We start from the raw sequence: 13,530 nt of genomic DNA, 5'->3' as shown, positions 1-13,530 counted from the left end.
AAGAGCTGGGTGTGATCCGAGCTCTCAAGCTTATTCCGGCTGTGGCTCTCGGCGCAAGCAAACCGGCAATGAGTTTACGCGGCCGCGACGGGATGCATGCAAGCACCGCGCCAGTTATTTGAACTCTAAAGAATCTGCCGGCTCAAGATCGGGAACGCTCAATTTTGACTTGTGGCGCGACGCAAGATATTTGAAGGTCAAAATGATTGGCCGGCCGGCAATTTTAAGATCAGGGCGCCGCTCACGGCTCCTGGCAGGTTGATTCGTCATGATGCTTGATTCAGAAACCAAAGCCGTTGAACTGCCCGAAGATCACGGCAATGAGCTGCGGTTGTGGCTGCGGCTTCTGACCTGCACGACGTTGATCGAGGGTGAGGTGCGCAGTCGCCTGCGCGAGCGCTTCGACGTGACGCTGCCGCGGTTCGATTTGATGGCGCAACTCGACAAGGCACCTGAAGGCATGACCCTGTCGGATGTGTCCAAGCGCATGATGGTGTCGAACGGCAACGTGACCGGACTGGTCGAACGTCTGGTCGAATCCGGCCATCTCGACCGGCGCACGTCGGAAACCGATCGCCGCGTTCAGGTGATCCGCTTGACAAAAATCGGTCGCGCGGAATTTCGCAAGATGGCGGCCGAGCATGAGCGCTGGATCGCCGACATCTTCTCGGACTTGTCGCCCAAAGACGTGCGCGAATTGATGCGGCTATTGGCGAAGACAAAAGCGTCGGCGCAGAAGGCCGGGAACCGACGGGCACCGTGAGCCAAATGACGGATATCGACTACGAGATCGAATACAACAATCGGGCCCGGGTTCCGGAAAATCCAGTTCTGATGGCCGGCTGGGCCCGAGATGCCGCTGCGTATCGCGAGCAGAACCCGGCGCGCACCATCGCCTATGGGCCAGGCGCCCGTCACAGGATTGATCTCTTTCGCGGCGATCGAGACGGCCCGATCGTCGTCTTCATTCACGGCGGCTATTGGCAGGCTCTGGACGGTTCGTCCTTCAGCCATTGTGCACGCGGACTGAATGCGCATGGGGTCAGCGTCGCCATTCCGAGTTACGACCTTTGCCCATCTGTTACGGTGGGTGCGATCATTGAGCAAATGCGCGCGGCAACTCGCGAGCTGGCGCGGCATGGCCGGCCACTTGTGATCAGTGGGCATTCCGCGGGCGGCCATCTCGCGGCCTGTCTGCTGGCGACGGATTGGCCCACCATCGCTGCCGAGCTGCCAAGGAACCTTGTTAGCGCGGCCTACGCCATTTCCGGGCTGTTCGATCTCGTCCCGCTGGTTGGAACGTCGATCAACAAGGCGCTGCGTCTGAATGAGGCCTCGGCACGAGCCGCAAGTCCATTGTTCTGGTCGCCGCGAGAGGGGACGATCCTCGATGCGGTGATAGGCGAAAGTGAAAGCGCGGAATATCTCCGCCAAAGCCGCACCATCGTCGAGCAATGGGGCAAGGCGGGTGTCGCAACCCGGTTTGGCACGATCGCCGATGCCAACCATTTTACCGCGATCGGGCCCTTGGCTGATCCGGATTCGGCGATGGTTGCACGGCTGAAGGAATTGGCCGGTCGCTGAACGGATCCGCCGCCGCCCACATCAAGGGCGTCAAATGCCCAACTTTCCGCTATTGCGCCGAATTATTTTAAGTATAAAATGTTTAGAGGATGAAGCGCTGCCGGGCGTCCTGAGTGTTGGTCCCGAACAAGAGGGGCGATGCAAATGTCAGGTCAAATTCCGAGCCTTGGCCCATCTGGCCACGTCGATGATTTCACGCGGCGAAACCTTCCGCCATTCCAGCAATGGCCGGCCTTGCTGCTTGACCGGCCGGAGTTTCAATATCCCGAGTATCTCAACGCTGCGGTCGAGTTGACCGACCGCATTGTCGAGAAGGGGATGGGCGATCGCATTGCGCTGATCGGCAATGGACGACAGCGCACCTACAAGGAGCTTGCGGACTGGTCGAACCGTCTTGCGCATGCGCTGGTAGAGAATTACGGCGTCAAGCCCGGCAATCGAGTCCTGATCCGCTCCGGCAACAATCCGGCGCTGGTCGCGGCATGGCTTGCGGCAACAAAGGCCGGTGCCGTCGTCGTCAACACCATGCCGATGCTGCGCGCGGGAGAGCTGTCTAAAATCGTCGACAAGGCTGAGATCGGACTTGCATTGACCGACAGCCGCATCTCCGACGAACTGGTGGCCTGCGCGAAGACCAGCCGCTTCCTCAAGCAGGTCGTCAATTTCGACGGAACATCGAACCATGATGCGGAGCTCGATCGCGTGGCGTTGAACAAACCGGTTCGGTTCGACGCGGTCAAGACTGGGCGAGACGATGTCGCTTTGCTGGGCTTTACGTCAGGCACAACGGGTGAGCCGAAGGCGACGATGCATTTCCATCGCGATCTCCTGATCATTGCGGATGGCTATGCAAAAGAGGTTCTCAAGGTCACGCCGGATGACGTATTCGTAGGCTCGCCGCCGCTCGCATTTACCTTCGGACTCGGCGGTCTCGCGATCTTTCCGCTGCGCTTCGGTGCCACGGCCACGCTCTTGGAAAACGCGTCACCTCCCGAGATGGTCAAGATCATCGAAACCTACAGGGCCACGATCTGTTTCACCTCGCCGACCGCCTATCGCGTGATGATGGCGGCAATGGAGAAGGGCGCGGACCTGTCCTCGCTGCGCCTGGCGGTCTCCGCCGGCGAGACCTTGCCGGCACCAGTCTTCGAAAACTGGACACGGAAGACCGGCAAGCCGATCTTAGATGGGATTGGCAGCACCGAGATGCTGCACATCTTCATCACAAATCGTGTGGGAGAGGCCGTGGCTGCAACGACCGGGCGGCCGGTTTCCGGGTACGAAGCAAAGGTCGTCGATGAAGATATGAACGAGCAGCCGGCGGGCACGGTCGGCAAGCTGGCGGTGCGAGGGCCCACCGGATGCCGCTATCTCGCCGACAGCAGGCAGACGAACTATGTGCGCGACGGCTGGAATTTGACGGGCGACGCCTTCGTTCGCGACGAAATGGGACGCTTTTGCTTCGTCGCCCGCGCGGACGACATGATCATCTCCGCCGGATACAACATCGCCGGGCCGGAGGTGGAAGCAGCACTGTTGTCGCATCCAGCCGTGGCCGAGTGTGGCGTCATCGGTGCGCCAGACGAGGCGCGCGGCACGATCGTCAAAGCCTATGTCGTTCTCACTTCGGGTTTCGTCGGCGACGACGCGCTTGTTGCGGCCTTGCAGGATCACGTCAAGCGTGAGATCGCGCCCTACAAATATCCGCGGGCGATCGAGTTCGTCGCGCAGCTACCGAAGACCGAGACCGGCAAATTGAAGCGGTTCGCCCTCAGACAGATGGCGCAGGCCGGTGCGACCTCGCCGGGCATGGCCGCGGAATGAATCTACTCGTATGATGGAAGATTGTTCGTGAGCACGCCGAAAGCACCTCACCTCGCGATTCTGCAGACCGCAAAGGACGGACCCGCCGAGGGGGCGCGGATCCTGCAGCCCGCCGGCTGGCCGACGCCCAAGGGCTATGCCAATGGTGTGGCTGCCGACGGCCGCATTGTGGTGACGGGCGGTGTGATCGGCTGGGACGACCAGGGTCAGTTGCCGACCAGTTTTGTCCCGCAGGTGCGCCAGAGCTTGAGCAATATTACGGCCATCCTGGCTGAGGGCGGGGCGCGGCCGGATCATCTGGTCCGCCTCACCTGGTACGTCGTCGATATGGACGAGTATCTCTCAAGCCTGAAAGAACTCGGGCAGGTCTATCGCGAGATTATCGGCTCGCATTATCCGGCGATGGCGCTGGTGCAGGTTGTGCGCCTGGTCGAGAAGGAAGCCCGGGTCGAAATCGAGGCCACGGCAGTCGTCCCGCGATGAGCCGCGGCTAAGCCTCCCCAGCTTTGTTGCAAAGCAAAAAAGCATCCGTCGCAAAACCTTCATGCGCGGCCTATACTTGGGGGCCATTCCCTCAGGTCCTTGCCGATATATCGGAGCCTACGCATGAAGCCTATCCGTTTTGCCCTGATGTTGCTGGTGCTGGCCGTGCTGGCGCCGTGGCAGTCGGCGAAGGCGGCCGATGTCATCTGCTATAACTGCCCGCCGGAATGGGCCGATTGGGCTTCCATGCTCAAGGCCATCAAGGCCGATCTTCACTATGACATTCCCCACGACAACAAAAATTCCGGCCAGGCGCTGGCGCAGATCTTGGCGGAGAAGAACAATCCGGTCGCCGATATCGGCTATTTCGGCGTCAATTTCGGCATGAAGGCGAAAGCTCAGGATGCGCTGGAGCCCTACAAGCCCGTCAATTGGGACCAGGTGCCCGCGGGTCTCAAGGACCCCGACGGTTATTGGACCACGATCCATTCGGGCACGCTCGGGCTGTTCGTGAACAGGGATGCGCTGGGCGGCAAGCCGGTGCCGGCCTGCTGGAAGGATCTCTTGAAGCCTGACTACAAGGGCATGGTCGGCTATCTCGATCCAAGCTCGGCTGCGGTCGGCTATGTCGGGGCGGTCGCGGTCAACCTTGCGCTCGGCGGGTCTGCCAGCAACTTCGACCCCGCGATCAACTTCTTCAAGGAGCTGCGCAAGAACGATCCCATCGTTCCAAAGCAGACGTCCTACGCCCGCGTCGTCTCAGGCGAGATGCCGATCCTTTTCGACTATGACTTCAACGCCTATCGCGCGAAATATTCTGAGAAGGGCAATTTCGAGTTCGTGATCCCCTGCGAAGGCTCCGTGGTATTCCCTTACGTGGTCGGCCTGGTCAAGAATGCGCCCGACAAGGAAAAGGCGAAGAAGGTGCTGGACTATCTTCTGTCGGACAAGGGGCAGGCGATCTGGACCAACGCTTATCTTCGCCCGGCCCGTCCCATCGAACTGCCTGAGGCAGTCAAGAACAAATTCCTGCCCGACAGCGACTATGCGCGCGCCAAGAGCGTTGATTGGGGCGAGATGGAAAACGCGCAAAAGGGCTTCGTTGACCGCTATCTGGCCGAGGTCCGTTGATGCAATATGGTGCCTCGGCTTTAGGGGCAGAGGCACCATCTCTTGATGTCGCATCGATCCTTTGTTGGGCTGTGCCTGTTGCCGCTCGCGGTGGTGACGGCGGCATTCTTCTTGCTGCCGATGGCACGGCTGATCGCCACCGGCGCGGAGGGGCCGCAGGGGCTGGCGGGATATCTTGCGATCCTGGTCGAGCCGCGCTACCGCGCCACGCTGATCAATACGGTGCTGCTGGCGACCGCCACCACCCTGGTGACCCTGATCGTGGCGACGATCGTCGGCATGTTCCTGCAGCGTCATCGCTTCCCTGGGCGCTCCATTTTGATCGCGATGCTGACCTTTCCTCTGGCCTTCCCCGGCGTCGTGGTCGGATTCATGATCATTCTCCTCGCCGGCCGGCAAGGCGTCATCGGCGATCTCTCGAGCCATCTGACCGGGCAGAAGCTCGTTTTTGCCTATTCGATCTATGGGCTGTTTCTCGGCTATCTGTACTTCTCGATTCCACGCGTCATCCTCACCATCATGGCCGCAGTGCAGAAGCTCGATCCTGGTCTCGAGGAGGCGGCGCGTTCGCTCGGCGCGGGCCCATGGGCGGTGCAGCGGGACGTGGTGTTGCCGGCGCTGGCGCCGGCCTTCGTCGCCTCCGGTGCCATCGCCTTTGCGACCGCCATGGGGGCGTTCGGCACTGCCTTTACGCTGGCGACGAATATCGATGTGCTGCCGATGCTGATCTACACCGAGTTCACATTGGCCGCGAACTTTGCGACCTCGGCTGCGCTCTCGGTCGGGCTCGGCGTCATCACCTGGTTCATCCTGGCGCTCGCCCGTTCCTTCAGCGGCAGCGCGGTGGCAGCTGCGGGATAGTGCCATGCGTGATCGCCTGCTGTTCACCGGACAGCTCCTTTTCACGTTGCTCGTCGCCGCGTTCCTGGTCGTCCCTGCCGGACTGTCCATCGCCGCCGGCGTCACCGTGAATTACTTCCGCGGTATTGCGTCGGGCGTGACGCTGGAATGGGTCGCACAGGTCTGGGAGCTCTATGCCGGCACCATCCTGCTTTCCTACGTGATCGCTCTTGCGACACTCGCGGTGACGCTGTTGGCCGGGGTCCCGGCGGCCTACGCGCTGCATGTGCGGAGCGGCAAGATTTCACGGATGATCGAGGAGTTGATCACGCTGCCCGTTGCGATTCCGGGGTTGGCTCTCGCGCTGGCCCTGTTGTTGACTTATGGCGGCGCCAGCGAATTTCGGCGATCCTGGCTGTTCATCCTCGTCGGTCACGTCATCTTCACCATACCATTCATGGTGCGTTCGGTCATGGCCGTGTTTGCCACGGTCGACGTCAAGACCCTCGATGAAGGCGCCGCCTCGCTCGGCGCCTCGCCCTGGCGGCGCTTCCGCGACGTGATTGTCCCCAATGCCGTGCCGGGTATTCTTGCCGGCAGCCTGATGGTGGTGACATTGTCGCTTGGCGAATTCAACCTGACCTGGATGCTGCACACACCCTTGACCAAGACATTGCCGATCGGCCTTGCCGACAGCTACGCCTCGATGCGGCTGGAAGTGGCCTCCGCCTATACGCTCATCTTCTTCATCATGATCATTCCGCTTTTGGTGGCGATGCAGCTTTTCGCGGACGGGAAGCAGACGAGATGAGCACGGTCGGCGGACACGGCGCAGCCGTGGACATCAAAAATTGCGGCAAGACCTTCGCCGACGGTACGCTCGCGCTCGAGCCCGCGACGCTCCAGATCGCACGCGGCGAAACGCTGGTTCTGCTGGGTCCCTCCGGCTGCGGCAAAACCACCATGCTGCGGATCATCGCCGGGCTCGAACAGCCTGATGCCGGCGGGACGGTGCTGTTCGACGGCAAGGATATGACCTCCTTGCCGATCGAGCGCCGTAATGTCGGCATGGTATTTCAATCCTACGCGCTGTTTCCCAATATGTCGGTCGCGGAGAACATCGCCTACGGCCTGAAGATCCGCGGCATGCCCAAAACGGAGCGTGCGGCGCGCGTCGCCGAACTGGTCGCTCTGACCAACATCGCAGGCTTGGAAAATCGGCGCATCGACCAGCTCTCCGGCGGTCAGCGCCAGCGCGTCGCATTGGCGCGCGCGGTCGCGATCCGGCCCGGCATCCTCTTGCTTGATGAGCCACTGACGGCGCTTGATGCGGCGCTTCGCGAGCGGCTTCGCGGCGAGCTCAACCGCCTGTTGCGCGCGCTCGGGATCACGGCGATCTATGTCACGCATGATCAGGCGGAAGCCATGGAACTCGGCGACCGCATCGTCGTCATGCGCAAAGGCGCCATCGCCCAGATCGGCTCGCCGCGCGAGATTTACTTTGCGCCGCAGAATCGCTTTGTCGCCGAATTCATTGGTGCCGCGAACATCCTCGAGACCGTCGTCGAAAATGGCCAGCTCGTGCTGCCAGGAGGACGCTTGCCAATCCATGGCGCGCAGAACCTGTCGGAAGCCGTCGTGATGATCCGCCCCGAAACGATCGGGGTTACTTCGGCGGACAGCGCCCACTTGTCAGGTACAATCGATAGCGTCAGTTTTGTCGGCGACCGGCAGCGCCTGGTCGTCAGCGGCGCCGCCCCCAAGCCACTCACAATCGACGCGCCGAATACGATCCAAGCCAAGGCGGGGGAGCGGGTCGGGCTATCGATCGCGCCCGACGCCGTTCGCCTGTTGCCCCCGGAGAGCTGACGGACCCATGCCAGAAAAGCCCGTCCTCATCGCCCAGATTTCGGACCTGCACATCAAGGCGCCGGGCGCGCTCGCCTATGGCCGCGTCGATACCGCAAAGGCGCTTGAACGATGCATCGCTACTCTCAATGCGCTCGAGCCCGCGGCTGATTTCCTGGTGATTTCGGGCGATCTCGCGGACACGCCGAGCCCGCAGGAATACGAGCATCTGCAGCGCTTGCTGCAGCCGTTGAAGCTGCCGTTTGCTGCCATTCCAGGCAACCATGATTGTCGCGAACTGATGCGCGGGGCGTTCCCGCAAGCCGGCTATGCGCACACCTCCGGCCCGCTCGACCAAAGGATCGAGCTCGGCGGGCTCGACCTCTTGCTCCTGGATTCAAATGTGCCAGGCGCGCCGCATGGCGAGCTGGCCCCGCGGACCCTGCAGTGGCTTGAGGCAGCGCTGGCCGCTTCAGCGGATCGTCCGGCGCTGGTCTTCCTGCATCATCCGCCATTCGTCGCAGGAATCTGGCATATGGATCGCCAGAACCTGCGCAATGCCGACGAATTGGCCGCAATCCTCCTGCGCCATCCACGTGTCAGGCACATTGGCTGCGGCCACGTGCATCGCGCGACCTTGACCATGTTTGCAGGCCGTCCTTGCACGATCTGCCCCGCGCCCAATCACGCGGTCGATCTCGATCTTGCGCATCTGCGCGAGCCGTCGTTCAAGGTCGAACCGCCTGCCTTGCACCTCCACGCCTGGTTTCCGGGCGAGCGGTTCGGCGACCTGGTGACCCACCAGGTGCCGATCGGCGAATTCGACGGGCCACACCCGTTCTTTGGGCCGGACGGGAAGCTGCTGTAAAGCATCCGCGAACGGCAAAGCCGGACAAGCGTCTTCGACCGAGCCCGTCATTGCGAGGAGCCAAAGCGACGAAGCAATCCAGGGTGTATCCGCGGAGCAAGTCTGGATTGCCTCGCTTGCGCTCGCAACGACGCCGAACGCCGGGCGCGCGAGCCTCGCTTCGCTCAGGTCGGTTTGCTCTGATCGCTCAGCTCGCCTTCGCCAGGTCCTCGTCCTCCGGCGAGTTCAGATACATGCCGGACATGGTGTCGACCCAACACAGATGGTCGTGCACCTTCTTCACGCCCTCGATATTCTCCGCCGCGATGATAGACGCCTCGCGCGCCCGTTCCTCGGTAATGACGCCGCTGAGGTGAACGATACCGTCTTTGACGATCACGCTGAGGCCAAACGGACACCAATCGTACTTTTCCATCGTGGCGATGATGCGATCGCGGATGTGATCGTCGTCCGCCGTCGGGTCGGGGACTTCGCGGGCGAGGCTCGCGACGGCCTGCAGCAGATTGGCACGAGACACGATGCCCACCAGTTTGTCGTTGCGCACGACGGGCAGCCGCTTGACATTGTTTCTCTCCATCAGCTCGACGATCTCGGCCAGGGCCGCGTCTTCGGTAATGGTCAGAGGCGTCTTGGTCATCACCTCCGAGACCTTGCGGCCGTGCTCCTGAACGAAATCGGAAGCCGATGTGCCCGGTCCCAGAATGAAACGCAGCCAGCGGCCGCGCTTGCGCTGCGTACCGATTTCGCTGCGGCGGATGAAATCGCCCTCTGACACGATCCCGACGAGCTTGCCGCCGGCGTCTACCACAGGAAGGCCGCTGACATGCTTTTGCAGCATGAGGTTGGCAGCATCGATGATGGTCGCATCAGGAGCGACTGTGATGACGGGCTTGGTCATGATCTGGTGAGCGCGCATGGGGGACTCCGCGAGTTCAAGATTGCTCTGATGTCAGAACGATATTCCGGCGGTGCCAGCGTCATTTGATCGAGGTCAAGTTCGGCCGGCCGCTGCGGCTTGATGTAGCTCAACATGGGCCTTGTGCGATGCCATATGGTGTTTGCCGAATGGAATTGACAGGAGGTTATCATGGCTGAGGTGTCCGAAGCGCGTGTCGCGACGGCCGACCTACCGGTTGTCGAGAAGGCAGGGCCAGTCGGCCAGGCGAACACGCGGTTCCTGAATGTCCTGTTCGGCGCCCAGCGGATCCTGGTCGAGGAGGCGATCTTCGCCACGGAGGAGTGGTTCGACCGGGCGCGAACGGAGACGCACTTGTTTGCCGAACTCCTGTCGAAGATCGCGGGAGCCCATTCAGTCAGCAACATTCAGACGATGTGCCGGGAATGCGGCCAACATCAGATCGATTTCATTCGACGCGACTGCGGCCGGCTCGTCAAGCACGGCCAGCGGATGGTCGAAGCGGCATCGAAGCTGGTCGGAACAGCCTAAAGAGAGTCCACCTCCTCTCGGAGGCCTGGGGCTTCACGGCCTTTCTCAAAGCAGGAGCTTCCTGTGCAGCAGATATCGACCAGCATCGAGAAGGCGCAAACACCATTGCTGCCCTGTCCTGCTCATAAGAGAAGCGAAGGGCAAAACCTCCACCTGCCTGGCAAAGCCGGAGCTTCGCCAGCGCCGAACCCGATTTCCGCATCCGAACACCACGTGGCCGATCGTGCTTTCCATGCGATGCTGGCGCGACTGACCGGGGGCATCTCGCCTGCTGCGCTGTCGCTCGCTTACATGGATTGGGCCTGGAATTTGGCGACGGCCCCGCAACGGCAAATGGAAATCGTTCAAGAGGCCGTACGGGGCGCCGGGCGTCTGCTCGGGGCGGGGCTTCGCGTCACCGCGCCGGATCAGGCCCCGTGGTCATTGATCAAGCCGCAGCCGCAGGATCGACGCTTCGCACAGCCGGAATGGGAGAACCCACCATTCAATCTCCTCGCGCAGGCGTTCCTGCTGAGCGAGCGATGGTGGCACAACGCCACCACCGGGACACGGGGAGTCGCACCCGCCAACGAAGCGGTGGTGGAGTTTTCGCTTCGACAAATCCTGGATACGCTGGCGCCGTCCAACTTCGCCGCGACCAATCCTGAAGTGCTGCAGAAGGCATTCCAGAGCGGTGGCGAGAACTTCGTCTTCGGTGTCCAGAATTGGTACGCAGATCTGGTGCGGCTGCTGTCACCGGGGAAGCGCTCGACCGAAGATCAGCAGTTCGTCGTCGGCAAAACCGTCGCAACTGCGCGGGGCAAAGTTGTTTTTCGCAACCACCTGATCGAACTGATCCAATACTATCCGACAACTGAACAAGTGCGCCCCGAACCGGTCCTGATCGTCCCGGCGTGGATCATGAAGTACTACATCCTCAACCTGTCGCCCCATAATTCGCTGGTGAAATATCTGACCGACGAGGGCTTTACCGTTTTCATGATTTCCTGGCGAAACCCGACGGAGAAAGATCGCGACATCGCGTTCGATGATTATCGCGTGCTCGGGATCGAAGCCGCGCTTGCAATGATTAACTTGATCGTTCCCGGGCGGCGAATCCACGCGCTGGGATATTGTCTCGGCGGAACGTTGCTGTCGATCGCCGGCGCAGCGATGGCTCGCGACGGCGATACCCGGCTGAAGTCGATTACGCTGCTTGCTGCGCAGACCGACTTCACCGAAGCCGGCGAGCTGACGTTATTCATCAATGAGAGCCAGGTGACGTTTCTGGAGGACATGATGTGGCAGCGTGGCTTTCTCGAGACCACGCAGATGGCCGGTGCCTTCCAGTTGCTGCGTTCCAACGACCTGATCTGGTCGCGGGTCGCGCGCGACTATTTGATGGGCGAGCGTGCACCGCCGAGCGATCTGATGGCCTGGAACGCCGATGCCACCCGTCTGCCCTACCGCATGCACTCCGAATATCTGCGCAAGCTGTTCCTGCGGAACGATCTGGCCGAAGGCCGTTATCTGGTGAATGGCAAGTCTATCGCGCTTTCGGATATTCATGCCCCAATGTTCGTGGTCGGCACCGTCAGGGACCACGTCGCGCCCTGGAAATCGGTTTACAAGATCCATTACCAGGTGGACGCGGATGTCACCTTTCTCTTGACCAGCGGCGGTCACAACGCCGGCATCGTCGCGCCGCCCGCAGAGCCGGGGCATACTTACCAGGTCATGACCAAAGGGGCGGACGCTCCCTATGTCGGTCCGGATGAATGGCTGAAGCTCGCGCCGCGACATGAGGGGTCCTGGTGGCCGGAGTGGAGCGCATGGCTCTCCGCACGATCAGGCGGCTTGTGCGAACCGCCACACGTCGGCGTCGCCAGCAGCCAGGGTCTGCCGGATGCCCCGGGCGACTACGTGCATCTATAATAGGACAGCAGAATCGAGCGAGGGCGTGAGGCTGGATTATTTCGATGCGGCAATACGAGCGCGGCATGCCCTAGCGGTCGCCTCAGGTGTCCCCGAGGCATCGATGATCGTCCAGTCGATATTGCCGAGCTCATATTGCTCCTGAAGCCGGGCGACCTCCGCCGTCGCATCCGAGGCATCGGCGTCACGCTGCGAAACTCTTGCCTGGCGGGTCTGAAGATCGGCCACCAAAAAGATGCCGATGAAGCGAACGTTGGAGCTGCGGGCGACATCGGCGATGGCGGTCCGCTCGGCCTCGCGGGCAAACACCGCGTCCGCGATCGCGGAATGGCCTTGGGAAATGACGCGACCGGCGCGCTCGGCGAGAATGTCGTAAACGTCGCGGCTGACTTCGGCGCGATAGGCGCTGCCGGGCAGTGCTTCCTTCTCGCCTCTACCGAAGAGCTGCTTGCGTAGCACGTCGCTGCGCAAGACCACAGAGCCGGGCTCCGGAAGAATGCCGGGCGCAAGCGCTCGCGCCAGGACCGATTTGCCGGTTCCGGACAATCCGCCGACGGCGATCAGCGTCGGCGGCGACGGATCGATCAATCGTTTCGCCAGATCAAAATACGCGCGGGCGTCCTCCGTGATGGCCGCTGCCTTGCCAGGCTTGGCCGGATCGATCCGCACTGCGAGCACATGCGCGCGAATGGCGGCGCGCATCGACATCAGAAGGGAAAGCGACGACAGCGCGTCGAGGTTCCCGGCGGGCGTGACCGCGAGATAACGGTTGAGAAGCGCATTTGCGGCTTCCCGCCTGCCATAACGAAGCAGGTCCATTAGCGGGAATGCCATATCGTAAAGCACGTCAGTCGAGGCGATCTTTTCATCAAATTCAATCGCATCAAAAAGAACCGGTTTCCCTGCGATCACGACGATGTTCGCCAAATGCAGATCGCCGTGACAGCGCCTGACAAATCCCGCTTTGCCGCGTTGCTGCAGCAAGTCGCGCAGGCGTGAGAATGCCGCCTGCGAGGCCTTGCCAAGCTGCTCGACATCGCCAGCGGAGAATAGCGACGCCGTTCGCAGTGCGGCCGTATTGTCTTCAATGATTTTTGGAATCGATTGCAGCCAGGAATCCGCGGCTACGTGGCGGGCGGTCAGATGGGAGGCCGCAATGGCGTCGGCAACCGCATCGACGAGATCGCGGTTGAGCGCGCCGGCTCGTGCAAGATGATCAATTGTCCGGCGTTCGTCGAACCGTGTCATTTCGACGGCGTACTCGACTGGCGTACCGTTTCCGTCGATGCTCAGCGATCCATCCGGCGTTTGGGTGATTGGCACGACGCGGCGGTAGATCTGTGGTGCAAACTGCCGGTTGACCTTCAGCTCCTCGTCGCAGGCGGCCTTTCGTTTTTCGAGCGTGGAATAGTCCAGAAACGGAAAGCGGACGGCCCGTTTGATCTTGAGCGCGCGATTGCCTTCGAGGAAAACCGACGCGGCGTGCGTATCGATCCGCTGCACATGCGGGTGAGCGGCAGGATCGGTCAGAAAAGCAAAAACGCGCTGCTGCAGATGAGAGTCGTTCGTCGCTGAAACCATCATACCTCAC

At 61.5% G+C, this 13,530-nt stretch carries 13 protein-coding genes; 11 read left to right on the top strand and 2 right to left on the bottom strand.

Translation table 11 applies throughout. The annotated features are described in order from the left end of the window. The first annotated feature begins 268 nt into the window (after positions 1-268). The 9 genes from F758_RS0111950 to F758_RS0111910 all read left to right on the top strand — a co-directional run bounded on the left by F758_RS0111950 (position 269) and on the right by F758_RS0111910 (position 8,578). On the top strand, positions 269-763 hold the full coding sequence (locus F758_RS0111950) for a MarR family winged helix-turn-helix transcriptional regulator (protein WP_024508081.1): 495 nt from the start codon (positions 269-271) through the stop codon (positions 761-763). 5 nt (positions 764-768) lie between these two features. Continuing rightward, a complete protein-coding gene (locus F758_RS0111945) occupies positions 769-1,584 on the top strand; it encodes an alpha/beta hydrolase (protein ID WP_024508080.1) in 816 nt (271 codons plus the stop codon). Positions 1,585-1,728: 144 nt separating this feature from the next. After that, a complete protein-coding gene (locus tag F758_RS0111940) occupies positions 1,729-3,408 on the top strand; it encodes an AMP-binding protein (protein ID WP_024508079.1) in 1,680 nt (559 codons plus the stop codon). Positions 3,409-3,435: 27 nt separating this feature from the next. Beyond that, the gene (locus F758_RS0111935; protein WP_024508078.1) at positions 3,436-3,891 is read left to right on the top strand and encodes a RidA family protein; all 456 of its coding nucleotides are present in this window, start codon (positions 3,436-3,438) and stop codon (positions 3,889-3,891) included. A gap of 123 nt (positions 3,892-4,014) precedes the next feature. Next, complete coding sequence (locus F758_RS0111930; protein WP_024508077.1) at positions 4,015-5,022, top strand: ABC transporter substrate-binding protein; 1,008 nt, start codon at positions 4,015-4,017, stop codon at positions 5,020-5,022. A 45-nt stretch (positions 5,023-5,067) separates the two neighbouring features. Beyond that, positions 5,068-5,883 (top strand): ABC transporter permease, encoded by an 816-nt coding sequence (locus F758_RS0111925; RefSeq protein WP_024508076.1) that lies wholly within the window; start codon positions 5,068-5,070, stop codon positions 5,881-5,883. Between the two features lie 4 nt (positions 5,884-5,887). Next, on the top strand, positions 5,888-6,673 hold the full coding sequence (locus F758_RS0111920) for an ABC transporter permease (RefSeq protein WP_024508075.1): 786 nt from the start codon (positions 5,888-5,890) through the stop codon (positions 6,671-6,673). After that, a complete protein-coding gene (locus F758_RS0111915; RefSeq protein WP_024508074.1) occupies positions 6,670-7,731 on the top strand; it encodes an ABC transporter ATP-binding protein in 1,062 nt (353 codons plus the stop codon). The genes F758_RS0111920 and F758_RS0111915 overlap by 4 nt, the downstream gene beginning before the upstream one ends. 7 nt (positions 7,732-7,738) lie before the next feature. After that, the gene (locus F758_RS0111910; protein WP_024508073.1) at positions 7,739-8,578 is read left to right on the top strand and encodes a phosphodiesterase; all 840 of its coding nucleotides are present in this window, start codon (positions 7,739-7,741) and stop codon (positions 8,576-8,578) included. A gap of 187 nt (positions 8,579-8,765) precedes the next feature. Here the strand turns inward: F758_RS0111910 and F758_RS0111905 are convergent, their stop codons facing one another. Further along, positions 8,766-9,494: a CBS domain-containing protein gene (locus F758_RS0111905; protein WP_024508072.1), complete on the bottom strand. Its 729-nt coding sequence runs from the start codon at positions 9,492-9,494 to the stop codon at positions 8,766-8,768. Between the two features lie 171 nt (positions 9,495-9,665). On the opposite strand from F758_RS0111905, the gene F758_RS0111900 reads away from it, so the two are divergent. Next, entirely contained in the window at positions 9,666-10,025 is a 360-nt protein-coding gene (locus F758_RS0111900; RefSeq protein WP_024508071.1) for a hypothetical protein, read from the top strand. A 237-nt stretch (positions 10,026-10,262) separates the two neighbouring features. Next, on the top strand, positions 10,263-11,939 hold the full coding sequence (locus F758_RS0111895; protein ID WP_024508070.1) for an alpha/beta fold hydrolase: 1,677 nt from the start codon (positions 10,263-10,265) through the stop codon (positions 11,937-11,939). Positions 11,940-11,975: 36 nt separating this feature from the next. On the opposite strand, the gene F758_RS0111890 is transcribed toward F758_RS0111895, so the two are convergent. Then, positions 11,976-13,523 carry a bifunctional aminoglycoside phosphotransferase/ATP-binding protein gene (locus tag F758_RS0111890; RefSeq protein WP_024508069.1) on the bottom strand — a complete coding sequence of 516 codons (1,548 nt, stop codon included), beginning with the start codon at positions 13,521-13,523 and terminating at the stop codon, positions 11,976-11,978. Between the last annotated feature and the right edge of the window lie 7 nt (positions 13,524-13,530).

Source organism: Bradyrhizobium sp. ARR65 (assembly GCF_000472385.1).
Lineage (GTDB): Bacteria > Pseudomonadota > Alphaproteobacteria > Rhizobiales > Xanthobacteraceae > Bradyrhizobium.
This window is presented reverse-complemented; position numbering and strand designations above follow the sequence as displayed.